This window comes from Pseudomonas sp. 9AZ (genome assembly GCF_902506525.1).
Lineage (GTDB): Bacteria > Pseudomonadota > Gammaproteobacteria > Pseudomonadales > Pseudomonadaceae > Aquipseudomonas > Aquipseudomonas peli.
The window spans coordinates 4,099,002-4,124,655 of the sequence record NZ_LR733840.1 but is presented as its reverse complement, the minus strand read 5'-3'; the positions used below and the strand labels follow the sequence as shown (position 1 = coordinate 4,124,655).

General features: G+C 61.1%; 25 protein-coding genes. 19 read left to right on the top strand and 6 right to left on the bottom strand.

Annotation, left to right across the window (positions count from 1 at the left end):
• The first annotated feature begins 7 nt into the window (after nt 1-7).
• From ALTER154_RS19180 to ALTER154_RS19170, 3 genes are read left to right on the top strand one after another with little or no spacing between them, the layout of a single operon-like run.
• A complete protein-coding gene (locus ALTER154_RS19180; RefSeq protein ID WP_160089432.1) occupies nt 8-1,024 on the top strand; it encodes an aminoglycoside phosphotransferase family protein in 1,017 nt (338 codons plus the stop codon).
• Nucleotides 1,021-1,692 (top strand): N-acetylmuramate alpha-1-phosphate uridylyltransferase MurU, encoded by a 672-nt coding sequence (gene murU, locus ALTER154_RS19175; protein ID WP_160089430.1) that lies wholly within the window; start codon nt 1,021-1,023, stop codon nt 1,690-1,692. Before ALTER154_RS19180 ends, murU begins: the two co-directional genes overlap by 4 nt.
• Nucleotide 1,693: 1 nt before the next feature.
• Nucleotides 1,694-2,455 carry a DnaJ domain-containing protein gene (locus tag ALTER154_RS19170; protein ID WP_160089428.1) on the top strand — a complete coding sequence of 254 codons (762 nt, stop codon included), beginning with the start codon at nt 1,694-1,696 and terminating at the stop codon, nt 2,453-2,455.
• A gap of 2 nt (nt 2,456-2,457) precedes the next feature.
• Here the strand turns inward: ALTER154_RS19170 and ALTER154_RS19165 are convergent, their stop codons facing one another.
• Nucleotides 2,458-3,486 carry an alpha/beta hydrolase family protein gene (locus tag ALTER154_RS19165; protein WP_160089426.1) on the bottom strand — a complete coding sequence of 343 codons (1,029 nt, stop codon included), beginning with the start codon at nt 3,484-3,486 and terminating at the stop codon, nt 2,458-2,460.
• A 175-nt stretch (nt 3,487-3,661) separates the two neighbouring features.
• On the opposite strand from ALTER154_RS19165, the gene ALTER154_RS19160 reads away from it, so the two are divergent.
• The 14 genes from ALTER154_RS19160 (at nt 3,662) to trpC (ending at nt 19,948) form a co-directional block, all read left to right on the top strand.
• Complete coding sequence (locus tag ALTER154_RS19160; protein WP_372239966.1) at nt 3,662-6,034, top strand: PAS domain S-box protein; 2,373 nt, start codon at nt 3,662-3,664, stop codon at nt 6,032-6,034.
• Nucleotides 6,031-6,660, top strand: a complete 630-nt coding sequence (locus ALTER154_RS19155) for a response regulator transcription factor (RefSeq protein WP_160089422.1) — start codon at nt 6,031-6,033, stop codon at nt 6,658-6,660. Before ALTER154_RS19160 ends, ALTER154_RS19155 begins: the two co-directional genes overlap by 4 nt.
• A gap of 233 nt (nt 6,661-6,893) precedes the next feature.
• On the top strand, nt 6,894-8,003 hold the full coding sequence (locus tag ALTER154_RS19150) for an ABC transporter ATP-binding protein (RefSeq protein WP_160089420.1): 1,110 nt from the start codon (nt 6,894-6,896) through the stop codon (nt 8,001-8,003).
• Nucleotides 8,004-8,047: 44 nt separating this feature from the next.
• Nucleotides 8,048-9,082, top strand: coding sequence for an ABC transporter substrate-binding protein (locus tag ALTER154_RS19145; RefSeq protein ID WP_160089418.1), 1,035 nt, complete (start codon nt 8,048-8,050; stop codon nt 9,080-9,082).
• Between the two features lie 91 nt (nt 9,083-9,173).
• On the top strand, nt 9,174-10,433 hold the full coding sequence (locus ALTER154_RS19140) for an ABC transporter permease (RefSeq protein ID WP_160089416.1): 1,260 nt from the start codon (nt 9,174-9,176) through the stop codon (nt 10,431-10,433).
• Nucleotides 10,434-10,519: 86 nt separating this feature from the next.
• Nucleotides 10,520-11,347: an ABC transporter permease gene (locus tag ALTER154_RS19135; RefSeq protein ID WP_160089414.1), complete on the top strand. Its 828-nt coding sequence runs from the start codon at nt 10,520-10,522 to the stop codon at nt 11,345-11,347.
• Between the two features lie 23 nt (nt 11,348-11,370).
• Entirely contained in the window at nt 11,371-12,828 is a 1,458-nt protein-coding gene (gene gabD / locus ALTER154_RS19130; RefSeq protein ID WP_160089412.1) for an NADP-dependent succinate-semialdehyde dehydrogenase, read from the top strand.
• A gap of 79 nt (nt 12,829-12,907) precedes the next feature.
• Nucleotides 12,908-14,188, top strand: a complete 1,281-nt coding sequence (gene gabT, locus ALTER154_RS19125) for a 4-aminobutyrate--2-oxoglutarate transaminase (protein WP_160089410.1) — start codon at nt 12,908-12,910, stop codon at nt 14,186-14,188.
• Between the two features lie 176 nt (nt 14,189-14,364).
• The gene (gene rpe, locus ALTER154_RS19120) at nt 14,365-15,039 is read left to right on the top strand and encodes a ribulose-phosphate 3-epimerase (RefSeq protein WP_090256087.1); all 675 of its coding nucleotides are present in this window, start codon (nt 14,365-14,367) and stop codon (nt 15,037-15,039) included.
• Complete coding sequence (locus tag ALTER154_RS19115) at nt 15,036-15,731, top strand: phosphoglycolate phosphatase (protein ID WP_160089408.1); 696 nt, start codon at nt 15,036-15,038, stop codon at nt 15,729-15,731. The genes rpe and ALTER154_RS19115 overlap by 4 nt, the downstream gene beginning before the upstream one ends.
• A 236-nt stretch (nt 15,732-15,967) precedes the next feature.
• A complete protein-coding gene (trpE, locus tag ALTER154_RS19110) occupies nt 15,968-17,461 on the top strand; it encodes an anthranilate synthase component I (protein WP_160089406.1) in 1,494 nt (497 codons plus the stop codon).
• A gap of 11 nt (nt 17,462-17,472) precedes the next feature.
• Entirely contained in the window at nt 17,473-18,066 is a 594-nt protein-coding gene (locus tag ALTER154_RS19105) for an aminodeoxychorismate/anthranilate synthase component II (protein ID WP_090256090.1), read from the top strand.
• Nucleotides 18,066-19,115, top strand: a complete 1,050-nt coding sequence (gene trpD, locus ALTER154_RS19100) for an anthranilate phosphoribosyltransferase (RefSeq protein ID WP_160089404.1) — start codon at nt 18,066-18,068, stop codon at nt 19,113-19,115. The genes ALTER154_RS19105 and trpD overlap by 1 nt, the downstream gene beginning before the upstream one ends.
• Nucleotides 19,112-19,948, top strand: a complete 837-nt coding sequence (trpC, locus tag ALTER154_RS19095) for an indole-3-glycerol phosphate synthase TrpC (RefSeq protein ID WP_160089402.1) — start codon at nt 19,112-19,114, stop codon at nt 19,946-19,948. Before trpD ends, trpC begins: the two co-directional genes overlap by 4 nt.
• Before the next feature lie 63 nt (nt 19,949-20,011).
• Here trpC and crp read toward each other — a convergent pair whose 3' ends face one another.
• On the bottom strand, nt 20,012-20,656 hold the full coding sequence (gene crp, locus ALTER154_RS19090; RefSeq protein WP_090256093.1) for a cAMP-activated global transcriptional regulator CRP: 645 nt from the start codon (nt 20,654-20,656) through the stop codon (nt 20,012-20,014).
• A 231-nt stretch (nt 20,657-20,887) separates the two neighbouring features.
• Between crp and ALTER154_RS19085 the strand changes: the two genes are divergently transcribed.
• Complete coding sequence (locus ALTER154_RS19085; RefSeq protein WP_160089400.1) at nt 20,888-21,313, top strand: OsmC family protein; 426 nt, start codon at nt 20,888-20,890, stop codon at nt 21,311-21,313.
• Nucleotides 21,314-21,381: 68 nt separating this feature from the next.
• Here ALTER154_RS19085 and coq7 read toward each other — a convergent pair whose 3' ends face one another.
• The 3 genes from coq7 to ALTER154_RS19070 all read right to left on the bottom strand — a co-directional run bounded on the left by coq7 (nt 21,382) and on the right by ALTER154_RS19070 (nt 23,279).
• Nucleotides 21,382-22,029: a 2-polyprenyl-3-methyl-6-methoxy-1,4-benzoquinone monooxygenase gene (gene coq7 / locus ALTER154_RS19080; RefSeq protein WP_160089398.1), complete on the bottom strand. Its 648-nt coding sequence runs from the start codon at nt 22,027-22,029 to the stop codon at nt 21,382-21,384.
• A gap of 96 nt (nt 22,030-22,125) precedes the next feature.
• Nucleotides 22,126-22,956 carry a formylglycine-generating enzyme family protein gene (locus ALTER154_RS19075; RefSeq protein ID WP_160089396.1) on the bottom strand — a complete coding sequence of 277 codons (831 nt, stop codon included), beginning with the start codon at nt 22,954-22,956 and terminating at the stop codon, nt 22,126-22,128.
• Complete coding sequence (locus tag ALTER154_RS19070; RefSeq protein WP_160089394.1) at nt 22,941-23,279, bottom strand: histidine triad nucleotide-binding protein; 339 nt, start codon at nt 23,277-23,279, stop codon at nt 22,941-22,943. The genes ALTER154_RS19075 and ALTER154_RS19070 overlap by 16 nt, the downstream gene beginning before the upstream one ends.
• A gap of 57 nt (nt 23,280-23,336) precedes the next feature.
• Here ALTER154_RS19070 and ALTER154_RS19065 point away from each other — a divergent pair, with 57 nt between their 5' ends.
• Nucleotides 23,337-24,818: an AAA family ATPase gene (locus ALTER154_RS19065; RefSeq protein WP_160089392.1), complete on the top strand. Its 1,482-nt coding sequence runs from the start codon at nt 23,337-23,339 to the stop codon at nt 24,816-24,818.
• Here the strand turns inward: ALTER154_RS19065 and ALTER154_RS19060 are convergent, their stop codons facing one another.
• Entirely contained in the window at nt 24,819-25,613 is a 795-nt protein-coding gene (locus ALTER154_RS19060; RefSeq protein WP_160089390.1) for an SDR family oxidoreductase, read from the bottom strand.
• Between the last annotated feature and the right edge of the window lie 41 nt (nt 25,614-25,654).

Below are 25,654 nucleotides of genomic sequence, written 5' to 3'. Positions count from 1 at the left end.
CCTTGTAATGCCTGATGAAGATGTACGCTTAAAACTTCTCGAAAACTGGCTGGATCAGCAGCTGCCTGGGCTGTTTGTTAAACAGGGTTGGGGCGCTGTACCCGCCGCCACGCTTACCTCTGCCAGTAGTGACGCCAGTTTTCGTCGCTATTTTCGCTGGCAAGGTGCTGGGCGTAGCTTGATCGTGATGGATGCGCCGCCGCCGCAGGAAGACTGCGCGTCGTTTGTAAAAGTGGCGAATTTGCTCGCTGAGGCACACCTCAATGTGCCGCAGATTCTTGCCGCTGATCTTGAGCGAGGTTTTTTATTGCTCAACGATCTTGGTCGGCAGACCTACCTAGATGTGATCAACGAAGACAATGCTGATGAGTTGTTTGCTGATGCGCTGCAAGCGCTATTGGCGTTTCAGCGACTGCCGATGACCACGCCACTCCCCCATTATGATGACGCTCTGCTGCGCCGTGAACTGCAGCTCTTCCCCGAGTGGTATGTACAACGCCACCTGGGCGTAGAATTCAGCGAGCAGCAGCAGGCTCTCTGGCAACGTGCCAGTCAGTTGTTGATCGACAGCGCGCTGGCCCAGCCCAAGGTGCTGGTACACCGCGACTACATGCCGCGCAACTTGATGTTCAGCGAACCGAATCCGGGTGTGCTGGATTTTCAGGATGCCGTCTATGGCCCGGTGACGTATGACGTCACTTGTCTCTTCAAGGATGCCTTCCTCAGTTGGCCCGAGGCGCGCGTAAGCAGCTGGTTGGAGCAGTACTGGCAGCAGGCGCTTGAGGCAGGTGTGCCGGTTCAGCCGGTGCTGGATGATTTTCTGCGAGCCAGCGACCTGATGGGGGTGCAACGCCACCTCAAGGTAATAGGCATCTTTGCGCGTATTTGCCATCGTGATGGTAAACCCAAGTACTTGGGTGATGTGCCGCGTTTCTTCTCTTATATAGAGGCGGTATTGGCGCGTCGGCCGGAGCTGGCCGAATTGGCTGAGTTGCTCGGCAGCCTGCGGCGGGAGCCCGTATGAAGGCGATGATTCTGGCGGCCGGCAAAGGTGAGCGGCTGCGCCCGCTGACCCTGCATACACCCAAACCATTGGTGCGTGCGGCCGGCGTGCCCTTGATCGAATACCACGTGCGTGCGTTGGCGGCGGCCGGGTTCACCGAGCTGGTGATTAACCATGCCTGGCTGGGACAGCAGATCGAGGATTACCTGGGTGATGGATCGCGCTTCGGCGTCAGCATTACCTATTCCGCTGAGGGTGAGCCGTTGGAAACCGGCGGCGGGATCTTTCAGGCGCTGCCGTTGTTGGGCGATCAGCCGTTTGTGCTGATCAATGGCGATATCTTCACCGACTACCCCTTTGCCGAGTTGCGCCGTCCGTTATCCGGCCTGGCGCACCTGGTGCTGATCGAGAACCCTGGCCATCACGTCAAGGGCGACTTCTGTTTGCAGAAAGGGCAGGTTACGGATGCGCAAGCAGGCCAGGACAGTCTGACCTATAGCGGCATGGCGGTGTTATCCCCCGCGCTGTTCAGTGATTGTCAGCCGGGCGTCTTTTCGCTGGCACCGCTGTTACGTGCCGCGATGGCAACCGGACAGGTAACCGGTGAGCGGTTTGATGGTTGCTGGGTGGATGTGGGAACCCATGAACGTTTGGCCCAGGTCGAGCAGTTGCTAGAGGCGCGGCGCTGAGATGCTGTGGCCTGCGACCCTGCTGGGGGCGGTTGCGGGGCTGGCAGTGGCCAGTATTCCGGGCGCCATGCTCGGCGGTTTGCTCGGGCAGGTGCTGGATCGGCGTCTGCGCCTAGAGTCGTGGGCAGCCTTGCGTGAACGCTTAGGTGGACGCGCCGAGACGCGTGATGAGTGGCTACTTTTCGTCTTGCTGGGGCGTTTGGCCAAGAGTGGCGGCCGTGTTCTACCCGTGCATATCCAGCAAGCGCGGGCAGAAATGACGCGTCTTGGGCTGGACACCGAAGGGCAGCGTCAGGCGATAGCGGCCTTCGCGCAGGGCAAGGTGGGCCGTGACAGCCTGCGAGCGCCGCTGCGGCGCCAGCGTGCACGTCGTGAAACATTACTGCGTGCCTGCTGGCGGATGGCCTGGGTGGATGGCCAGGTCAGCCAGGCCGAGCGTGAACTCATCATGCTCTGGGGCAAATGGTTGCAGGTTTCCTCGGCAACCCAAGCGCAGCTGAGTGACGCTTATGCGCCGCAACAAGGCCCGCTGGTGTCGACGGCCAGCAACGCCTATCAGCGTGCCCTCGCGTTATTGAATGTAACTGCCGATGCCGAGCCTGCGCAGATCAAGCAGGCGTACCGGCGTTTATTGAGCCGCCACCACCCGGACAAGCTGGCGGGCAGCGGCGCCACCCCTGAGCGTGTGCGCGAAGCCACTGAGCGCACCCGTGAATTGCACCAGGCCTATGATTTGATTCGCCAGCGCCACGGTTTTCGCTGAGGCTACTTTGCCTCCAGTTTCAGCGTCAGCCAGCCCCGAATACGACGGTAGAGTTGCTCTTGTTCAGATTCGCGGTTGCCCGGCAACGCTTTCATGGCGATCTGTATGTAGCTGGGGTGTTTCTGGCGTTTGCTGGCTTGCGAGCGTTTGAGTGCGGCTTGTCGGTCGGTGGCGAGGTCCTTGTAGTAGAAGTCGCCAGTGGCCAGTTGCAGTTGTGGGATCAACTCATCAAGCGGCGGAGTGTAGCCAGCAGGCAGCTGTGCGGCGACCAGCAGCAAGTTTTTGATTTGGTCAGGCTTGCGCTCTGCCAGGTAGCGTGCGGCCCAGTAAGCGCCACTGCCATGACCGAGCAACACAACGCGCTTGGCTTGTTGTTGTTCGGCAAAGCCGATGGCCGCCTCGATACGTGCCAAAACCCGCTCGGCATGCGCCTTGCGCTGTTCCTCAATGGCTTTCAGTTTATTTCCCGCTGTTTCGGCGCTGTCGAGAGGGCTGTCGGTGGTTTGCGCAGCGGCTTCATCTGCCGCAGGGCTGTTCTCGGCCGCGTTCTCTGCTGGCGTTGGCGCGGCATCGGCGGCGGGCTCTTCGGTGGGCGCTGGTTCGGCGATGCGCACTGGCGGTGCATCACTGTTGGGGTCGGGCAGGGTCAGGCTTAAGCTGTGCCAGCCGCCATTGGGTAATTTGCTGCGCAGGGGGCCGACGCCTTGTGGCCAGTCGGCACTCTCATCATCGCCCGGGACAATAATCACCGCGCCGCTGGGCTCGGCCACGTTGGCTGGCAGCCAGAGTGCCAGAAAGGGTTCCTCGCCCGCTTTCAGCTGTTGCTGCTCCTTCTGCTCCACCCGTTGCTCCAGCGCCGTTGCGTCCACTTCGCTGCGTTCGGGCAGGGGCGCGCGAGGTGTCTCGGCGGGAGTCTCTGGGCTGGCTTCAGGGGTGGCGCTGTCGCTCTCCTCAGCCTGCAGGGGTTGAACCAGCAGCAGTGCTAAGAGCAGGCTGAACAGGGTGAGCCATGTGGGGCTAAAGCGGCGCATCAGGCATTCCTTATCGAGGCTGGCCACTGAAGCCTAATACCTGGGCGTGCCTTTGTCAGGGCTGAATAGCTCTAAGCCCTTCAGGACTGGAGTAAGGTAAGGGTTGCTGGATCCTGCTCGGTCGTTTCCCCTGTGGAGTGTGGTTGCGTTGAAGCGCCTGTTGATTGTTCTTTTACTGTGGCCGGCACTGCTGTGCGCAGCCGAGAGTAATGTGTTGCCCCTGAGGCCGGCCTTTAGCGCGGAGCAGCGTGCGTGGCTGAGCGATCACCAAACCCTGCGGGTTGGCCTGGTGATGCAGGCGCCCTGGGCGCAATTTGATCGTCGCCAGCAGCGCTTATCGGGGGCCAACGTGGACCTGATGAATCGCCTGCTGCAAGGCATGGGTGTGCAAGGGCAGTGGCTAAGTTTTGCTGATCAGGACGCGCTGGAAGCCGCCCTGCAGCGCGGCGAAGTTGACCTGGCCCCCGGTCTGCAACAAACCCCGCAAGGCCTAAGGCGTTGGCGCTTTTCTGATCCGTACTTGCGCGTGCCGCATCTGGTCGTGGGCGAGCGGCGCGGCAGCAGTGCGGTGGACCTTGACCGAATCGGCCGCGATGAAAAAGTTGCTGTGCGTGCGCCCAGTGCCGTACAGGAATACCTGCGCGTAACGCACAGCAATGTGCAGTTGCAGCCGGTGGGCAATGAACGTGAGGCGCTGGATCTGTTGTTGCGCCAAGAGGTCAGTTACGCGGTGGTAGACGAGGCGCGGCTGAGCTTGTTGCTGCGTGAAACCCAGTTTGCTGGGTTGAGCATCATCGGTGACATTGGCTTGCCGCAGTTGCTGCGCATTGGCAGTCGCCGCGATGCACAGCTGCTCGCCGATATTCTCCAGCGCACCTTGCAAGCGTTGCCCGGTGGTGAGCTTGAGCAGCTGCAAGCGCGCTGGTTTCCCCTGTCAACGCGTCAGCTGGGCAACCCACTGGCGTTCTGGAAAGGCGTCAGTGTGTTTCTCGGTCTCATCCTGCTGACGCTGGCCGCGATTGTCCGCTACCTGTTACTGCAGCGCCGCAGCCTGGAGCGTCAGTTGCTGGACGCCCGCGCAGTGCTGAGCCAGCGCGAGGCTGCCGAGCAGGCGCTGCGGCTGAGCCAGTTCTCGATTGATAACAGCACCGTGGGCATCCTCTGGGTCAATTGGGACAGCCATGTGCGTTATGCCAACCTGGCGGCTGAACGCATGCTGGGCTATGGCCGCGACGCGTTGGTCGACATGCCGCTGGTGCAACTGGAACCTGCGCTGAGCATGGACCGTTGGTTGACTCTCTGGCGTCAGGCCCGTGGCAGCCAGGAGCCTTTGCCTGGCTTTGAGATCGACTGTCAGCGCGCCGATGGCAGCCGCTTGCCGGTGGATGTGTCATTGAGCTTTTTGCGCTTTGACCAATCGGAATACCTCGTGGTTTTTATCACTGATGTCACCGAACGGCGCCGCGCACAGGCCGCCTTGCAGGAGAGCGAAGCGCGCCTCAAAGGCATTGCCGGCAACGTGCCGGGGCTGGTGTTCCGGCTGGAGCGGGCCAGCGCCGAGCAACCGGTGGAGTTTGCCTACATCAGCGAAGCCAGCCTGGAGTTGGTGGGCTATCCAGCGGCCGAGTTGCAGCGCGAAGACCGTGGTATCCGTAGCCTGGTCCATCCTGAGGATCAAGCGCGCTATCACCAGACCCAGGATGCCGCGCTGCTGGGCGACTGCGATTGGCAATGGCAGGGCCGCATTTTGACTCGCGACGGCGAGCTGCGCTGGGCGGACATCAAGGCCACAGCGCGTAGCTTGGGCGAAGGGCGGGTGGTGTGGGACGGCATCGTCTGGGACATCACCGAGAACAAGCAGGTGGAGCTGGCGCTGGCTGAGTCCCGTGCCCACCTGCGCGAACTGGCGGCCCACCTGGAAAGCGTGCGCGAGGAAGAAAAAGCCCGGATTGCCCGTGAGGTGCACGACGAGCTCGGCCAGGTGCTGACCGTGCTCAAGCTGGAAACCGCCATGTGTGAGCTGGCCTTTGCCGGTCAGGTCGCGGGCCTGGATGAGCGTCTGACCAGCATGAAAAAGCTGATCGCTAATCTGTTCCAGTTGGTCCGCGATGTGGCCACGGCGTTGCGCCCGCCGATCCTGGATGCAGGCATTGCCTCGGCCATCGAATGGCAGGTGCGCCGCTTTGAAGCGCGCACCCAGATTCCCTGCCTGGTGGAGGTGCCCGACCACCTGCCGCCACTCAGCGATGCCAAGGCCATTGGCCTGTTCCGCATCTTGCAGGAGGCACTGACCAACGTGATGCGCCACGCCGGTGCGCACAGCGTGCAGGTGTACTTGCGCGTGGAGCAGAGTGAGCTGTGCCTGTGTGTGATTGACGACGGTAAGGGCTTTGCGCAGGCGCCCCGCAAAGCCGGGCAATCGTTCGGCCTGGTCGGCATGCAGGAACGGGTATTAATGCTGGGCGGGCGTTTACAGATTGACAGCCAGCCAGGCGAGGGCACTACGCTGCTGGCGCATGTGGCGCTGGATGAGGAGGCACTGACGTGATTCGGGTATTGGTGGCAGAAGACCACGCCATCGTGCGTGAAGGCATCAAGCAGCTGATTGGTATGGCGCGCGACCTTGAGGTAGTGGGGGAGGCGAGCAATGGCGAGCAGTTGCTGGAGACCTTACGCAAGGTTGAGTGTGATGTGGTGCTGCTGGATATTTCCATGCCCGGCGTCAACGGCCTTGAGGCCATTCCGCGGATCCGGGCGCTGCTGCGTCCGCCGGCAATTCTGGTCCTGTCCATGCACGATGAAGCGCAGATGGCGGCGCGTGCGCTGAAGATCGGCGCGGCCGGTTACGCGACCAAGGACAGCGATCCGGCGCTGCTGATCGCCGCCATCCGCAAGGTGGCCAGTGGCGGCCGTTACATTGATCCGGAACTGGCCGACCGCATGGTCTTTGAGGTGGGCCTGACGGATTCACGCCCACCCCATGTGCAGCTGTCCGAGCGTGAGTTTTCCGTGTTCGAGCGGCTGGTGCGCGGTGAAGGGGTCAATGACATTGCCCTGCACCTGGCCGTCAGCAATAAGACCGTCAGCACCCACAAAGCGCGGCTAATGCAGAAGCTCGGGCTGCACTCGGTGGCAGACCTGGTGCGCTATGCCATGGAGCATAAACTGCTCTAAAACGGTGCTTTAAGGATGCTTTGATGTGTCCTTGCCCGGCTTGCAAGGCCCGGCCGGCGTGGCGTGCGCACGACTTCTGTGCGCGCTGAGTGAGGGCTGGTTTTTGTAGGATAATCCCTACAGAAGGTTCTCCTGCTGCCTGACAGCAGGTTGTCATCCAGCCCGATTATGCCCCCGCTTTAACCCCCCTAGTCTTGTGTCATCAGCGTGCAGACAACAACAAGGGTGTGGCGATGAGCGGGTCTCAGGCAAACGATGTATTGGTGAGCTTTCGTGGTGTGCAAAAAAGCTACGACGGCGAAAACCTGATCGTCAAAGATCTCAATCTGGATATCCGCAAGGGCGAGTTTCTCACCCTGCTGGGGCCGTCCGGTTCGGGTAAAACCACCAGCCTGATGATGCTGGCTGGTTTCGAAACCCCCACGGCTGGCGAGATTCTGCTCGACGGTCGCTCGCTCAATCGCCTACCGCCGCACAAGCGTGACATCGGCATGGTGTTTCAGAACTACGCCTTGTTCCCCCATATGACCGTTTCCGAAAACCTGGCCTTTCCGCTTAGCGTGCGCGGTTTGTCGCGCACCGACAGCGCCGAACGGGTGAAGAAAGCGCTGTCCATGGTGCAGCTCGACAGCTTCCGTAACCGCTACCCCGGCCAGCTGTCCGGTGGTCAGCAGCAGCGTGTGGCGTTGGCCCGCGCCTTGGTCTTCGAGCCGCAACTGGTGCTGATGGACGAACCCCTCGGCGCGCTGGACAAGCAACTGCGCGAGCACATGCAGATGGAGATCAAGCACCTGCACCAACGCTTGGGCGTGACCGTGGTGTATGTCACCCACGACCAGGGCGAAGCGCTGACCATGTCGGACCGCGTGGCGGTGTTCCACCAGGGCGAGATCCAGCAGATCGCTGATCCGCGCACCCTCTATGAGCAGCCGAGCAACACCTTTGTCGCCAACTTTATCGGTGAGAACAACCGCATCAGCGGCCAGCTGATCAGCCGCGACGGTGAGCGCTGCGTGGTTGGCTTGGCCCGTGGTGAGCAGGTTGAGGCGCTGGCGGTCAACGTCGGTGCGCTGGGGGAGTCCGTGACCCTGTCAATTCGTCCTGAGCGCGTGCGCCTCAATGGCCACAGCGATGCCTGCCGCAACCGTTTCTCCGGGCGTGTGGCCGAGTTCATCTACCTGGGCGACCACGTGCGCATCCGCATGGAGGTATGTGGCAAACAGGATTTCTACGTCAAGCAGCCCGTGGCCGAGCTGGATGCCAACCTCGCGGTAGGTGATCTGGTGCCGTTGGGCTGGCATGTCGAGCACGCCCGCGCCCTCGACCCGCTGCAGGCCGACTGACCGAACACTAACCCGTCCCAAGTGACACAGAGGAGCTAACAACAATGATGAAATCCCTGAAACTCGCGGCCCTGGCCGCTGGCGTGGCCTGCGCAATGCCCGCCCTGGCGGTGGACCTGACCGCCATTTCGTTCGGTGGCGCGAGCAAGGATGCGCAAGTCAAAGCCTTTTACGAGCCCTTTGAAAAAGCCACCGGCAACAAGATCCTCGCCGGTGAGTACAACGGAGAAATGGCCCGTGTCAAAGCCATGGTCGACACCAACAGCGTGAGCTGGAACCTGGTGGAAGTGGAGTCGCCGGAGCTGGCCCGAGGCTGCGACGAAGGTCTGTTCGAGACCCTCGATCCAGCCCAGTTCGGCGACCAGAGCAACTTCGTCAAAGGCGCCATTCAGCCGTGCGGCGTAGGCTTCTTTGTCTGGTCCACCGTGCTGGCGTACAACGCCGACAAACTGGCCAAGGCACCAACCGGTTGGGCGGACTTCTGGGACGTTAAGCAGTTCCCCGGCAAGCGTGGCCTGCGTAAGGGCGCGAAATACACCCTGGAATTTGCCCTGATGGCGGACGGCGTTGCCCCGGACGAGGTGTACAAGGTGCTGGCCACCCGTGATGGGGTTGATCGGGCCTTCCGCAAGCTCGATGAGCTCAAACCGCATATCCAATGGTGGGAAGCCGGCGCACAGCCGCCGCAGTACCTGGCCTCGGGTGACGTAGTGATGAGCTCGGCCTACAACGGCCGTATCGCTGCCGTGCAAGCCGAGAGCAACCTGCAAGTGGTGTGGACCGGCGGCATTTATGACTTCGACTCCTGGGCCATCCCGCGTGGGGCGAATAACCAGGAAGTGGCTAAGGAATTTATCGCGTTCTCGGTACAGCCCGAGGCGCAGAAAGTCTTTTCCGAGAACATCGCCTACGGTCCGGCCAACAAACAAGCCATTGATCTGCTGGCCCCTGAGCGCCTGAACGTGATGCCGACTACCCCGGAGAACATCAAGGACCAAGTGGCCATCGATGTGGTGTTCTGGGCCGACTACGGCGAGCAGCTGGAGCAGCGCTTCAATGCTTGGGCCGCGCGTAACTGAGTGTGTGACCTCGCGCCTGGCCGGCCTGTAACCGGCCGGGCGACCTGAATTCTTCGTCGCCTGTGGGCGACACCTGTTTGCGGAGTTGTTCATGGCCAGTGTCCTGTCCGCCACTGATACCGATTTGCAAGGGGCCGGCCCCAGCCTCAAACAGAAGCTGGCGCGCGCCGAACGGTTCAACCGCCTGAAGTCCAAGGCATTGATTCTGCCGCTGGTGATCTTCCTGCTGCTGACCTTTATCGTGCCTATCGTGGCGCTGTTGTGGCGCAGTGTGGATAACCCCGAGGTGGTCAGCAGCCTGCCGCAAACCGTGGCCGCGATTGAGGCGTGGGACGGTCGCGGGTTGCCCGATGAGGCGGTCTACCGCGCCATGGCCCTCGATATTGCTGAGGCGCGTCAGCAGCGGGTATTGGGCGACGTGTCCAAACGCCTGAACATGGAGCTGGCGGGCTACCGCAGCCTGATCAACAGCACCGCGCGCAAGCTGCCGTTTGCGGATGAGCCCGAATCTTACAAAGCGGCACTCGAAGCCCTGGATGAGCGTTGGGGTGACCCCGCGTACTGGCAGGTGGTGCGCCGCAACACCAGCAGCCTGACGCCTTACTACCTGCTGGCCGCGCTGGACCACCGGGTTGATGACCTGGGCGAATTGGCCAGCGCCACGCCGGATCAAGCTATTTACCTGGATATCTTCACTCGTACCTTCTGGATGAGCCTGGTGATTACCGCCATCTGCCTGGTGCTGGCGTATCCGCTGGCCTACTTGCTGGCGATTCTGCCGACCCGGCAAAGCAACCTGTTGATGATCCTGGTGCTGCTGCCGTTCTGGACCTCGATTCTGGTGCGGGTCGCCGCGTGGATCGTGCTGCTGCAGTCAGGTGGGCTGATCAACAGCGCATTGATGTCGGTCGGCATCATTGATGAACCCATGCAGTTGGTGTTCAACCGCAGCGGTGTCTACATCGCCATGGTGCACATCATGCTGCCCTTCATGATTTTGCCGATCTACAGCGTGATGAAGGGTATTTCGCCCACCTACATGCGTGCGGCGGTTTCGCTGGGCTGTCACCCGTTCGCCAGCTTCTGGCGGGTGTACTTTCCGCAGACCCTGGCTGGCGTCGGCGCTGGGTGCCTGTTGGTGTTCATCCTGTCGATTGGCTACTACATCACCCCGGCACTGCTGGGCAGCCCGAACGATCAGATGATCAGCTACTTCGTCGCCTTCTACACCAACAGTTCGATCAACTGGGGCATGGCCACTGCCCTCGGCGGTCTGCTGCTGACTGCCACGCTGGTGCTGTACGTGGTGTACAGCTGGTTGGTCGGTGCCAGCAAGTTGCGCCTGGCCTAAGAACAGCCTGCGCCGCAGGTCTATGAATATCCCTCGCCACTCTGAGTGGGCGAGGGGAGCTGAATGCTCACCTGGAGTAAACCGTCATGCTCAGCCCGTATATGTCCCCCATCGAGCGCATCTGGCACTACAGCCTGCGCACCCTCTGTGCGTTGGTGTTGCTGTTTCTGATTCTGCCCGTGTTGGTGATCATCCCGCTGTCGTTCAACTCCGGCAGCTTTCTGGTGTACCCGCTGCAGGGATTTTCTCTGCGCTGGTATGAGGACTTCTTCACCTCGGCTGAGTGGATGCGCTCGCTGAAAAACAGCTTGATCATTGCCCCGGCCGCCACGCTGCTGGCGATGGTGTTCGGCACGTTGGCCGCGATTGGCCTGACCCGTGGCGAGTTTCGTGGCAAGGCCCTGGTGATGAGTCTGCTGATTTCGCCCATGGTGGTGCCGGTGGTGATCGTCGGGGTGGCCAGCTACCTGTTTTTCGCACCGCTGGGCCTGGGCAACAGCTACCTGTCACTGATCGTGGTGCACGCGGTGCTCGGTGTGCCATTTGTCATCATCACCGTATCGGCCACCCTGCAAGGGTTCAACTACAACCTGGTGCGTGCGGCTGCCAGCCTCGGTGCTTCGCCGCTGACTGCGTTTCGCCGAGTCACCTTGCCATTGATCGCGCCGGGGGTGATCAGCGGGGCGCTGTTTGCCTTTGCCACCTCCTTTGATGAAGTGGTGGTGACCCTGTTCCTCGCCGGCCCCGAGCAAACCACCCTGCCACGGCAGATGTTCAGCGGCATTCGCGAAAACCTCTCGCCCACCATTGCCGCTGCGGCGACCCTGCTGATCGGTTTCTCCATCCTGCTGTTGCTGACCCTGGAGTGGCTGCGTGGCCGTAGCGAGAAACTGCGCACGCAGCAGCCATCCTGAATCCTCCGGAACACGAGAGTCCCATGAGCCTGCAATTAAATAACCCCAGCCTGCTGCGCCAGCAGGCTTGCGTGAACGGCCAGTGGTGTGAGGCCGACAACGGTGCACGAACCGAGATCCGTAACCCGGCGACCGATGAAGTGATCGGCAGCGTGCCGAATATGGGTCGCGCCGAAACCCGTCGCGCCATTGAAGCAGCACAAATCGCGCAACCGGCTTGGCGGGCTCTGACGGCCAAGGAGCGGGCCAATCGTCTGCGCCAGTGGTTCAACCTGATCCTGGCCAACCAAGAAGACCTGGCGCGGATCATGACTGCCGAGCAAGGCAAACCCTTGGCCGAGGCCCGTGGCGAGATTGCCTACGCGGCTTCGTTTATCGAATGGTTTGCCGAAGAAGCCAAGCGCGCCTACGGCGATGTGATTCCCGCCCATGCCGGCGATAAGCGCATCCTGGTGCAAAAAGAACCCGTGGGCGTGACGGCAGCCATCACCCCGTGGAATTTTCCCAGCGCGATGATCACCCGCAAAGCCGCACCGGCGCTGGCCGTGGGCTGCGCGATGGTACTCAAACCTGCGCCGCAAACGCCGTTCTCCGCGCTGGCGCTGGCAGCGCTGGCCGAGCAAGCAGGCATTCCGGCCGGCTTGCTCAGCGTGATTCCGGCGGACGTGGACGCCAGCCGCGACGTCGGCGCTGAGCTGTGCGACAACCCCATCGTGCGCAAGCTGAGCTTCACCGGCTCCACCGGCGTGGGCATCAAACTGATGCAGCAGTGCGCGCCGACGTTGAAAAAACTCTCACTGGAGCTGGGCGGCAACGCGCCGTTTATCGTCTTCGACGACGCCGACCTGGATGCCGCCGTGGAAGGGGCGATCATCTCCAAGTACCGTAACGCCGGGCAGACCTGCGTATGCGCCAACCGCCTGTACATTCAGGACGGTGTGTATGACGCCTTCGCCGCCAAGCTGCAAGCCGCAGTGGCCAAGCTCAAGGTCGGCAACGGCATGGACGAGGGCATAACCACCGGCCCGCTGATCAACGCCGACGCCGTGATCAAGGTGCAGCGCCACCTGCACGACGCCCTGGAAAAAGGCGCGACCCTGCTGGCGGGCGGCAATAGCTTAGGCGGCAATTTCTTTGAACCAACCATCGTTACCGGCGTGACGGCCGAGATGGCCGTGGCCCGTGAAGAAACCTTCGGTCCGCTGGCCCCGCTGTTTCGCTTTAGCAATGAGGCTGAGGTGATTCGCCAAGCCAACGACACCGAGTTTGGTCTGGCCGCCTACTTCTATGCCCGTGATCTGGGCCGTGTATTCCGTGTGGCCGAGGCGCTGGAGTACGGCATGGTCGGCATCAACACCGGGGTGATCTCTACCGAGGTCGCGCCGTTTGGCGGGATGAAGTCCTCCGGCCTGGGCCGTGAAGGCTCCAAGTACGGCCTGGATGAGTACCTGGAGATCAAATACCTGTGCCTCGGAATCTAAGCGTGGCCTGAATCCATAAGGTGGAAGACCGCACGCGTTTTCCACCTCCTGAACAACCTGCACTCCTAACGAGGACCGCATGAGCAAGACCAACGAATCTTTGATGCAACGCCGCACCGCTGCCGTTCCACGCGGCGTGGGCCAGATCCACCCGATCTTTGCCGAGTCGGCAAAGAACGCCACCGTAACCGACGTTGAAGGCCGCGAGTTTATCGATTTCGCCGGCGGCATCGCCGTGCTCAACACCGGCCACCTGCACCCAAAAGTGGTGGCGGCGGTGCAAGAGCAGCTGACCAAACTGACCCACACCTGCTTCCAGGTGCTGGCCTACGAGCCGTACGTTGAACTGTGCGAGAAAGTTAACGCACGCGTGCCAGGCGACTTCGCCAAGAAGACCCTGCTGGTCACCACCGGCTCCGAAGCCGTGGAAAACTCGATCAAAATCGCCCGCGCTGCCACCGGTCGTGCTGGCGTGATCGCCTTCACTGGCGGTTACCACGGCCGCACCATGATGACCCTGGGTCTGACCGGTAAAGTCGTACCGTACTCGGCCGGTATGGGCCTGATGCCGGGCGGTATCTTCCGCGCTCAGTACCCGTGTGAACTGCATGGCGTCAGCAGCGATGACGCGATTGCCAGCATCGAGCGCATCTTCAAGAACGATGCTGAGCCGCGCGACATCGCCGCGATCATCATCGAGCCAGTGCAGGGCGAGGGCGGTTTCTACGTCGCGCCGAAAGATTTCATGCTGCGCCTGCGCGCGCTGTGTGATCAGCACGGCATTCTGCTGATCGCTGACGAAGTGCAGACCGGTGCCGGCCGTACCGGCACCTTCTTCGCCATGGAACAGATGGGCGTTGCCGCCGACCTGACCACCTTTGCCAAATCCATCGCCGGCGGTTTCCCGGTGGCCGGTGTGTGCGGCAAGGCTGAATACATGGACGCCATCGCCCCAGGCGGTTTGGGCGGCACCTACGCCGGCAGCCCGATTGCCTGCGCCGCAGCCCTCGCAGTGATGGAAGTGTTTGAGGAAGAGCAACTGCTGGATCGCTGTAAAGCAGTGGGCGAGCGTCTCGTCACTGGCCTCAAAGCCATTCAGGCCAAGCACAACAGCATCGGCGAAGTGCGCGCCCTCGGCGCCATGATTGCCATGGAGCTGTGCGAAGGTGGCGACGTGCACAAACCCAATGCCGCGCTGACCGGGCAGATTGTTGCCAAGGCGCGCGAGAAGGGTTTGATCCTGCTGTCGTGCGGTACTTACGGCAACGTCTTGCGCGTGCTGGTGCCGTTGACCGCGGAAGATGTCCTGCTCGACCGTGGTCTGGCGATCATCGCCGAGTGCTTCGACGAACTGGCGTAAGCCCGCAGCGCTCAGACAAAAGACCCGCTTCGGCGGGTTTTTCCTTATCTGCGTTATAGGGTGGATCAAAAGGCGCCATCCACCCTCCGCGCCACCTGCCGACCATCGTCCCAGCGACGCCTGAGAATCCGCTCGGGTACAATGCGCGCCTTTCGTGAATGCCACCGAGGTGCGTTATGCAACCCTTCGCCATTGCCCCGTCGATTCTCTCCGCTGATTTCGCCCGCCTGGGGGAAGAAGTCGACAAGGTGCTCGCCGCCGGTGCCGACATCGTGCACTTCGATGTGATGGACAACCACTACGTGCCCAACCTCACCATCGGCCCGATGGTCTGTGCTGCGCTGCGTAAATACGGCATCACCGCGCCGATCGACGCGCACCTGATGGTCAAGCCGGTGGATCGCATCATCGGCGACTTTATCGAGGCCGGTGCCACGTACATCACCTTCCACCCGGAAGCGTCTGAGCATATCGACCGCTCGCTGCAGCTGATTCGCGACGGCGGCTGCAAGGCCGGTCTGGTGTTCAACCCGGCCACTCCGCTGGATGTGCTCAAGCACGTGATGGACAAGGTCGACATGATCCTGCTGATGAGCGTCAACCCAGGCTTCGGTGGGCAGAAATTTATTCCCCATACCCTGGAAAAGCTTAAGCAAGCCCGCGCGCTGATCGATGCCTCTGGCCGTGAAATCCGCCTGGAGATCGACGGCGGTGTGAATGTGCAGAACATCCGCGAAATCGCCGCTGCCGGTGCCGACACCTTTGTCGCCGGCTCGGCGATCTTCAATCAGCCGGACTACAAAGCAGTGATCGACGCCATGCGCGCTGAATTGGCTCAGGCTCGCGGATGAGTCTGCTGCGCGAACTGTTCCTGGGCGAGTTGCCGCGCCTGGTGATGTTTGATCTGGACGGCACCCTGGTGGATTCGGTGCCGGATCTGGCCGCAGCCATCGACAAGACTTTGCGCGATTTGGGGCGGCCGGCAGCGGGTGTGGCACAGGTGCGTAATTGGGTCGGCAATGGCGCGCGGGTGCTGGTACGCCGCGCCCTGGCGGGCGGGCTGCAACATGAGCATGTAGATGAGGCCCTCTCCGAGCAGGCGCTGGAGCTGTTTATGCAGCATTACGCCGAAAACCACGCGTTGACTCAGGTTTATACCGGTGTACAGCCGACCCTGGACTGGCTGCGTGAGCAGCAGGTGGAGCTGGCGATTGTCACCAACAAGCCCGAGCGTTTTGTTGCGCCCTTGTTGGATGAAAAGGGCTTGGGCGGCTATTTTCGCTGGATTGTTGGCGGCGACACCCTCCCTCAGCAGAAACCCGATCCGGCCGCGCTGCTGCATGTGCTGCAACTGGCCCGAGTGGACGCTGCGCACGCGCTGTTTGTCGGTGACTCGCGCAATGACGTGTTGGCGGCCAGAGCAGCCGGCGTGCGCTGTGTGGCGCTGAGTTACGGCTATAACCACGGCCGACCGATTGCCGAGGAGAATCCTGCGCATGTGCTGGATTGTCTGAGTGGCTTGCTGCGCCCGGTTGAGCCCTGATTTTGCTGGGTTTTGCGGGTTGATTCGGGTCCTGCCCTGCGCTAGTGTGGCCGAACTTACATCCCGCCTGAAATAAGAGAGCTTCGTGGTGGTTACCTGCACGCGCTGGTCGGCAAGCACCGACATGAAAATCATCAAGGCCCTGGCCCGTTGGCGCTGGCGCCCCTGATCTGATCTTGGCCGCCTAAGCGGCGCGTTTGCACTCGACCGAATTACCTCAAGCCACGAGGCTGATCATGACCCGCGAAGAATTCCTGCGTTTAGCCGCTGCCGGCTATAACCGCATTCCTGTTGCCTGCGAAACCCTGGTGGATTTCGACACCCCGCTGTCCATTTATCTGAAGCTGGCCGATGAGGCCAACACCTACCTGCTGGAGTCCGTGCAGGGCGGTGAGAAGTGGGGGCGTTACTCCATCATTGGCCTGCCGGCACGCACCGTGTTACGTGCGTACGAGCATGACGTGACCGTCAGCGTCGACGGTGTCGAAGTGGAGCATCATCACTGCGAAGACCCACTGGCCTTTGTCGAGCAGTTCAAAGATCGCTACAAGGTGCCGACGCTGGCAGGCTTGCCGCGCTTCAACGGCGGGCTGGTCGGTTATTTTGGCTATGACAGCGTGCGCTACGTCGAGCCCAAACTGGCCAAGGGTGTTAACCCCGATGCCTTGGGTACACCGGATATCCTGCTGATGGTGTCCGATGCGGTGGTGGTGTTCGACAACCTGGCCGGCAAGATGCACGCCATCGTGCTGGTTGATCCGAGCGATGCCGATGCGTTGGAGCAGGGCCAAGCGCGGCTGCAGGAAATTCTGCACAAGTTGCGTCAGCCGATTACCCCGCGCCTGGGTGTGGACCTGGCGGCGCCGGCCGGTGCCGAGCCGGATTTTATCTCCAGCTTCAAGCGCGATGACTACGAAAATGCAGTCAAGGCGATCAAGGAGTACATCCTCGCGGGCGACTGCATGCAGGTGGTGATCTCGCAGCGCATGTCGATTCCGTTCAAGGCTGCGCCGATTGATCTGTACCGGGCGCTGCGTTGCATCAACCCGACGCCCTACATGTACTTCTTCAACTTTGGCGACTTCCATGTGGTCGGCAGCTCGCCGGAAGTGCTGGTGCGCCTGGAAGATGGCTTGGTCACTGTGCGCCCGATTGCCGGCACCCGCCCGCGTGGAGCCAACGAGGAGGCTGACCTGGCTCTGGAAGAAGACCTGCTGTCTGATGCCAAGGAAGTGGCCGAGCACCTGATGCTGATCGACTTGGGCCGTAACGATGTCGGCCGGGTAGCCAGCACCGGTAGCGTCAAACTGACCGAGAAGATGGTGATCGAGCGTTATTCCAACGTTATGCACATCGTCTCTAACGTCACCGGCCACCTTAAAGAAGGCCTGACGGCGATGGATGCGCTGCGCGCCATTCTGCCGGCGGGTACCTTGTCCGGCGCGCCGAAGATTCGTGCGATGGAAATCATCGATGAGCTGGAGCCGGTCAAGCGCGGTGTCTACGGCGGCGCCGTGGGCTACCTGGCGTGGAACGGCAATATGGACACCGCCATCGCCATCCGTACCGCGGTGATCAAAGACGGCGAGCTGCACGTGCAGGCCGGTGCCGGCATTGTCGCCGACTCGGTGCCCGCGCTGGAGTGGGAGGAGACGCTGAACAAGCGCCGCGCCATGTTCCGGGCTGTGGCGCTCGCCGAGCAAACCGTCACTGACCCGTCCACGCGCTGAGGAGTCCCGCCATGCTTTTGATGATCGATAACTACGACTCCTTCACCTACAACGTGGTGCAGTACCTGGGTGAACTGGGCGCAGACGTGCATGTGATCCGCAATGATGAACTGTCGATTGCCGAGATCGAGGCGCTTAAACCTGAGCGCATCGTGGTCTCGCCGGGGCCGTGCACGCCGACCGAAGCCGGGGTGTCCATTGAGGCAATTATGCATTTCGCCGGCAAGCTGCCGATTCTCGGTGTGTGCCTGGGCCACCAGAGCATCGGCCAGGCGTTCGGCGGCGATGTCGTGCGTGCGCGCCAGGTGATGCATGGCAAGACCAGCCCGGTGTTCCACCGCGATCTGGGCGTCTTTGCCGGCCTGAACAACCCGTTGACGGTGACCCGCTATCATTCCCTGGTGGTCAAGCGCGAAACCTTGCCGGACTGCCTGGAAATCACCGCCTGGACACAGCATGAAGATGGTTCGGTGGATGAGATCATGGGCCTGCGCCACAAGACCTTGCATATTGAGGGCGTGCAGTTCCACCCGGAGTCGATTCTCACCGAACAGGGCCACGAGCTGTTTGCCAACTTCCTCAAACAACAAGGAGGCCAGCGCTGATGAACATCAAGGAAGCCCTCAATCGAGTGGTCAACCAGCTCGACCTGAGCACCGAAGAAATGCAGGACGTCATGCGCGAGATCATGACGGGCCAGTGTACGGATGCGCAGATCGGCGCCTTTCTGATGGGCATGCGCATGAAAAGCGAGACCATCGACGAGATCGTCGGTGCCGTTTCGGTCATGCGTGAGCTGGCCAGCCATGTGCACTTGCAGACCCTCGATCATGTGGTGGATGTGGTCGGCACCGGTGGCGATGGCGCGAACATCTTCAACGTCTCCACGGCGGCAAGCTTTGTGGTTGCGGCTGCAGGCGGTAAGGTGGCCAAACACGGCAATCGTGCCGTTTCTGGCAAGAGCGGCAGTGCTGATCTGCTGGAGACTGCAGGGATCTACCTGAGTCTGACGCCCGTGCAGGTGGCCCGCTGTATCGAGAGCGTCGGGGTCGGCTTTATGTTTGCCCAGGTGCATCACTCGGCGATGAAATATGCCGCCGTGCCACGTCGTGAGCTGGGCCTGCGTACCCTCTTCAATATGCTTGGCCCACTGACCAATCCGGCCGGGGTCAAACACCAGGTGGTGGGCGTGTTCAGTCAGGCGCTGTGCCGGCCGCTGGCCGAAGTACTCAAGCGCCTCGGCAGCCAACACATCCTGGTGGTGCATTCGCGCGATGGCTTGGATGAATTCAGCCTGGCGTCGGCGACTCATGTCGCCGAATTGAAGGATGGGCTCATCACCGAATACGAAGTGCTGCCAGAAGACCTCGGGCTAAAGAGCCAGAGTTTGGTCGGCCTGGCGGTGGAAAGCCCGGAGGCCTCGCTGGCGCTGATTCGTGATGCCCTGACGAAGCGTAAGAGCGAAGCCGGGCAGAAAGCGGCCGACATGATTGCCCTGAATGCCGGTGCGGCGCTGTATGCGGCGGACCTGGCGAGCAGCCTCAAGCAAGGTGTGCAGCTGGCCCATGACGCCTTGCACACTGGCCTGGCCTGGGAAAAATTGCAGGAGTTGGTGTCCTTTACCGCTGTATTCAAAGAGGAGAATGCCGGGTGAGTATTCCAACCGTTCTGGAGAAGATTCTCGCGCGTAAGGCTGAAGAAGTCGCCGCACGCCGCGCCGTTGTTTCGCTGGCCGAGCTTGAGCAGCAAGCCCGTGCTGCCGATCCGGTACGCGGTTTTGCCGAGGCGCTGATCAGCCAGGCCAAGCGTAAGCAGCCGGCGGTAATCGCTGAAATCAAAAAGGCCTCACCGAGCAAGGGCGTGCTGCGCGAGCAATTCGTGCCAGCCGAGATTGCCGAGAGTTATCAGGCCGGTGGCGCCACCTGCCTATCAGTGCTGACCGATATCGATTTCTTTGAGGGCGCGGATCGCTACCTGCAGGAAGCCCGTGGAGCGTGTTCACTGCCGGTGATTCGCAAGGATTTCATGATCGATCCGTATCAGATCGTTGAAGCCCGTGCCTTGGGTGCCGACTGTGTGCTGTTGATCGTCTCGGCCCTGGAAGACGCGCAGATGGCCGAGCTGGCCGCGACGGCTAAAGCCTTCGATCTTGATGTGCTGGTGGAAGTGCACGACGGCGATGAGCTGGAGCGGGCGCTGAAAACCCTGGATACGCCGCTGGTGGGGATCAACAACCGCAACCTGCATACCTTCGAGTTGAGTCTGGAAACCACCCTCGACCTGCTGCCCCGCATTCCGCGTGACCGCCTGGTGGTCACCGAGAGCGGCATCCTCAACCGTGCCGATGTCGAGTTGATGGAAATCAGTGAGGTGTTTGCCTTCCTGGTCGGCGAGGCGTTTATGCGTGCCGACAATCCGGGGGCTGAGCTAGAACGTCTGTTTTTTCCGGAGCGCAAGCGAGTGATCGCGGCTCCTGACGTGGACTGAAACCATCAAGCCATAAAAAAGCCGACGCATGCGTCGGCTTTTTTATGGCTGCAGCTTTGGTACTCAGCGCGTGCCGAACACCACCATGGTCTTGCCTTTGACGTTGACCAGGCCCTGTTCTTCCAGAGCCTTGAGCACGCGGCCGACCATCTCGCGCGAGCAGCCGACGATTCGGCCGATTTCCTGACGGGTAATTTTGATCTGCATGCCGTCCGGGTGAGTCATTGCATCGGGTTGCTTGCACAGGTCGAGCAGGGTGCGCGCAACGCGACCGGTGACGTCCAGAAAGGCCAGGTCGCCCACTTTGCGCGTGGTGTTGCGCAGGCGTTCAGCCATCTGGCTGCCCAGGGCGTAGAGAATGTCCGGGTCTTGTTGGGTGAGCTCGCGGAATTTGGCGTAGCTCAGCTCCGCCACCTCGCACTCAGTCTTGGCGCGCACCCAAGCGCTGCGTTCTTTCTCGGCTCCGTCCTTCTCGAACAGGCCCATTTCTCCGAAAAAGTCGCCGGAGTTGAGGTAAGCAATGATCATTTCACGACCATCATCGTCTTCGATCAGGATAGTGACCGACCCTTTGACGATGAAGAACAGCGTTTCGCAGCGATCGCCCGCGTAGATAATGGTGCTTTTGGCGGTATAACGACGGCGGTGGCAATGTGCGAGAAGCTTGTCGAGATTTTTTATTTTAGGTGTAAGGGTAATAGCTACCATGCCCGAATCCCGAATGTATAAAGGTGAGCCGTTGTGCGGCTAGTTCTAATAATAGTTATCCGTACAAGTGTGCCAGTAATCAGGCGCCAGCTTAACAAACCCTCTGTAGCGAGGTCCTGTTTTGCGACCTGGCTAACATTCAGCCCGGAACTTTTTTACACGCTGACTGCTGGGTGGCGAGTAAAAGCGCTGTGCTAAGCTGCCTCCCTTTTTAACAGCGGAGCCTGGGTAATGAAAGCGCGTATTCAGTGGGCCGGTGAAGCCCTGTTCATCGGAGAGTCAGGCAGCGGCCATGCGGTGGTGATGGATGGCCCGCCGGAGAGCGGTGGACGCAACCTGGGCGTGCGCCCTATGGAAATGGTGTTGATCGGCCTGGGCGGCTGCAGCAACTTCGATGTGGTCAGCATCCTGAAAAAATCCCGCCAGGCGGTCGAGAGCTGCGAAGCCTTTCTAGAAGCCGAACGCGCCACGGAAGAACCCAAGGTTTTTACCAAGATTCACCTGCATTTCGTGGTCAAGGGCCGCGGTTTGAAGGAGGCTCAGGTGAAACGTGCGGTGGAGCTGTCCGCCGAGAAGTACTGCTCCGCTTCAATCATGCTGGGCCGCGGCGGGGTTGAAATCACCCATGACTACGAAATTATCGAGTTGGGCGAGTAGCCTGCTGCGATAACGCCGTTAATGCAAAAGGGCACGTCAGTGCCCTTTTTTGTGCCGCCGATTCAGCCTTATACGCGGTAGGTGGTGCTGGTCATCACCTTGGCCAACAGACTCATGCCGAACTTCACCGGCGCCGGGAAGCGCAGGCCGCCGGCATCCAGAGCGTTGCAGGCATGTTGTTCTTCATCCGCGCGCATCTGTTCGAGTATCGCGCGGGATTTCTGGTCTTCCTGAGGCAGCTGCTGCAGGTGGTCGTCGAGGTGCTTGACCACCTGATCTTCGGTGGCGGCGACAAAACCCAGGCTGACCCGGTCGCTGATCAGGCCAGCCGCAGCGCCGACGCCGAAGGACAGACCGTAGAACAGCGGATTTAGGATGCTCGGTTGGCTGCCCAGCTGACGGATGCGCTGTTCGCACCAGGCCAGGTGGTCGATTTCTTCATCGGCCGCATGCTCCATGGCCTGGCGCACCTGCGGCAGTTTGGCAGTCAGCGCCTGGCCCTGATAGAGCGCCTGAGCGCAGACTTCGCCCGTGTGGTTGATGCGCATCAAACCCGCGATGTGTTGTGCTTGCTGCTCATCCAGCTCGCTTTCCGGTTGCACGATGGCCGGCGATGGCCGCGTCGGTTGACCGCTAAAGGGCAGCAACGTGCGCAGGGCGGCATCGGCTTGCAGCAGCAGGCGATCAACGGGTGAGAAGTGACGTTCGCTGGCCATAAGGACCTCCGGCGATGATGACGGCGTTCAGTTTACTCCACGCGCGGGAGAAGGTCTGTTGACGTTTCGTCGCAGCCTTGCCGCACGTCGGCGCCATTAGAGTTCGCGCAACACGCGGAAACCCAGAGCGTAGTCCTTGTGTTGCGGCTGCTTCATGTCGCGTTGGCTGCTGCGCAGGTAGGTTGGGCCACTGTTCCAGGCGCCGCCACGAACTGCTCGCGGGCTCTGATCCATTAAACCGGCGCTGCGTTGCTCACTGCCATCGAACGGGCTGGCGAAGCGTGAAGCGGTCCACTCCCAGACATTGCCAGCGGTGTCATGCAGGCCGAAGGCATTGGCGGCGAACTGGCCGACACGTTCGGTTTTGCTTTGGATTAGGCGCGAGGTGGCGCAGCCACGGCAATGCGCACGCGGCCGAGTTTCTGGGCTGTCGAGCTGCTCGCCCCACCAGTAATAGCTGGTGCTGCCGGCGCGGGCGGCATATTCCCATTCGGCTTCGGTGGGCAAACGGTAGCGCTGGCCGGTGACCTTTGAGAGCCATTGGCTGTAGGCCGCGGCCTGATGCCAGGACACATGGATTACCGGCCGCTGCGCTGACAGGCCCCAGCCTTCGTTATCTGGCATTGGCGTCGCGGTGGCCTCGGCATACTGCTGCCAGTCGCTGAACGTCACCTCATAACGACCGATGGCAAATGGCTGAGAAATTTCGATCGGAGTCAGCGGGCGTTCGTTATGGTTGCCGCGGCCACTGTGATCACCGAGCAGATAGCGCCCGGCAGGCACCACCACCAACTGTGGCCCTTGCTTGCCCTTGGGTAAGGCGTCGCTGAATACGCTGCCAACCATATGTGCCTGCGCAGTGTTGATGACCAGCAGGGCGAGCACGGTCAGTGCGCCGAGTAAGGAACGACTCAACCCGGTGGCCATGTCATCTGCCGCTTACCCAACACGTGCATATGGATGTGGTGCACCGTCTGGCCACCCAGGTCATTGCAGTTCATCACCACGCGAAAGCCTTCCTCGCAGCCTTGCTCCTTGGCCAGGCGCTGCGCGGTAAAGAGGATATGCCCAGCCAGCGGCTTGTCTGCCTCGCTCAGGTCATTGAGGGTGCTGATGTGTTTTTTCGGGATAACCAGAAAGTGCACGGGTGCCTGTGGGCCGATATCGTGAAAGGCAATCACCTGATCATCTTCATAAAGCTTGCGCGCCGGTATTTCACCAGCGACGATCTTGCAAAACAGACAGTCCATGGACAGTCTCCCGGCCGGTATTTAAAGAGGCCCGAGTTTAGTGGACAAGGAGCGTGGGTGAAAAACGATATTCATGATTTGGGCTTGGTACTGGACTCCAAGACCAAACTGGTGCTGATCGAATCCTGGGATGAGCCGCGGGTGCTGGAAACCCTGACCAGCTTGGCCGTGCGCCGCAGCCTTGGTTTGCAGGTGTGGTCGGTGACCGAGGGTTTGCAGCGTGTGGGCTATTCCATTCAGGAACCGGTCGACAGCGCCACCCTGGAGCCGGAAACCGCACTGCGTCTGATCAAGGCTGACACCCAGCCGACGTTGTATGTGATGTGCGATCTGCATCCGTTTCTTGAGGACAACCCCAAGCTGGTGCGCCTGCTCAAGGAAATCGCCATGAACGAGCAGCCCAGCAAGCCGACGCTGGTGCTGGTTTCCCACGCCTGCAAGTTGCCGCCGGAGGTGCAGCGTTATGCCTCGCGCTTCAGTCTGTCGCTGCCTTCCGAGGAGGAGTTGCTGGCCATCGTGCGCGAGGAAGCCACCGGCTGGAGTGCACGTAACCGCAATGCCCGGGTGCGCACCGATAACCGCACCTTGCAGCAAGTGGTGAAAAACCTCCGTGGTCTCAGCCATGCCGAAGCCCGTGCGCTGGCGCGCAATGTGATCTGTGATGACGGTGCGATTACTCAGGAAGACCTGCCGGAGCTGAACAAGACCAAATTCAAGCTGCTCGATCTCGATGGTGTGTTGAGTTTCGAGTACGACACCGCGCGTTTCGCCGAGGTCGGCGGGTTGAACAATCTCAAGCGCTGGTTGGGCGATCGGCAAAGCATCTTTCTTGAAGGCAAAGGCGTTGATCTGCCCAAAGGCGTGCTGCTGGTGGGTGTACAGGGCGGCGGTAAGAGCCTGGCCGCCAAGGCCATTGCCGGTCTGTGGGGCCTGCCCCTACTGCGTCTGGACTTTGCCTGCCTGTACAACAAATTCTTCGGCGAGACCGAGCGCAACCTGCGTGAAGCCTTGAAGCTCGCCGAGCAGATGGCGCCCTGTGTGCTGTGGATAGACGAGATCGAGAAAGGCCTGGCCAGTGGTGATCACGATGGTGGCGTCAGCCAGCGCGTACTCGGCACCCTGTTGACCTGGATGGCCGAGCGCAAGGCGCCGGTGTTTATGGTGGCGACCGCTAACGTCATCTCGCGGCTACCACCGGAGCTGGTGCGCAAGGGCCGTTTCGATGAGCTGTTCTTTGTCGATTTACCGGACGCGGAGGTGCGGGCCGACATCTTCCGTATTCACCTGGCGCGGCGTGAGCTGGATGTGGCGGGGTTTGATCTGGGCCAGCTGGCCGCCGCTTGTGATGGCTTTTCCGGTGCGGAGATCGAGCAGGCGGTGGTCAGTGCCCTGTATGCCGCGCAAGCCCAGCAACACACGGTCAATCAGGCGTTGCTGCTGCAGAGCATTCAAAGCACCGCGCCGCTGTCGGTGGTGATGGCTGAAGACCTGGCGGCCCTGCGTGCCTGGGCGGACGGACGCACGGTCAACGCTGGCTAGCTACCTAACCGGCTTGCCGAACTGGCGATTGAGTTGTGCGCTGATTCGCCGTACCAGCCACCGCGGTCCTAATCTAGGGCTGAGCGCAATCAGACGATTGCGCCAGCCCGGGATGATGATCGCGCGGTTCTTCTCCAGCGCCTTGACGGTGATCAGGGCCACTTCCTCGGCACTCATCATCAGCTTGCTGCCTTGCAGGGCCTGCACATCCATCTGTGCGGTGCGGAAAAACGCACTGCGGGTCGGTCCTGGGCAGAGTACGGAGACTTTGACGCCATACGCTTTAAGCTCTTCGCGCAGGCCTTCGGAGAAGTGCAGCACATAGGCCTTGCTCGCGTAGTAGTTGCTCATGCCTGGTCCTGGCTGAAAGCCGGCGACCGATGCGACGTTGAGAATCTGTCCGCTGCCCTGGCCGGCCATGATAGTGCCGATGGCGTGGCACAGGCGGGCGAGTGCCAGGATATTCAGTTCGATCAGTTGCTGTTCGCGAGCCCAGTCCTGGGCTACATAGGGACCCGAGGTGCCGATGCCAGCGTTGTTTACCAGCAGGTCGATGGTGCGTTCGCCTTGCTCCAGCTCATGCAGCAGACCGCTGACCTGCAGTGGCTGGCTAAGGTCGCAGACGCGAAACAGCACCTCCACGGAAAAGCGCTGAGTCAGTTCGCAGGCAATGCTTTCCAGCGCGTCGCGCTGGCGCGCCACCAGAATCAGATTGCGGCCACGTCGAGCCAGTGCTTCAGCCAGGGCCAAGCCAATACCGCTGGAGGCTCCGGTAATAAGCGCGTAACGGGTCATAGGGTTCTCCGTGATGGGGCCTTTCGACCCCATGTACCGCG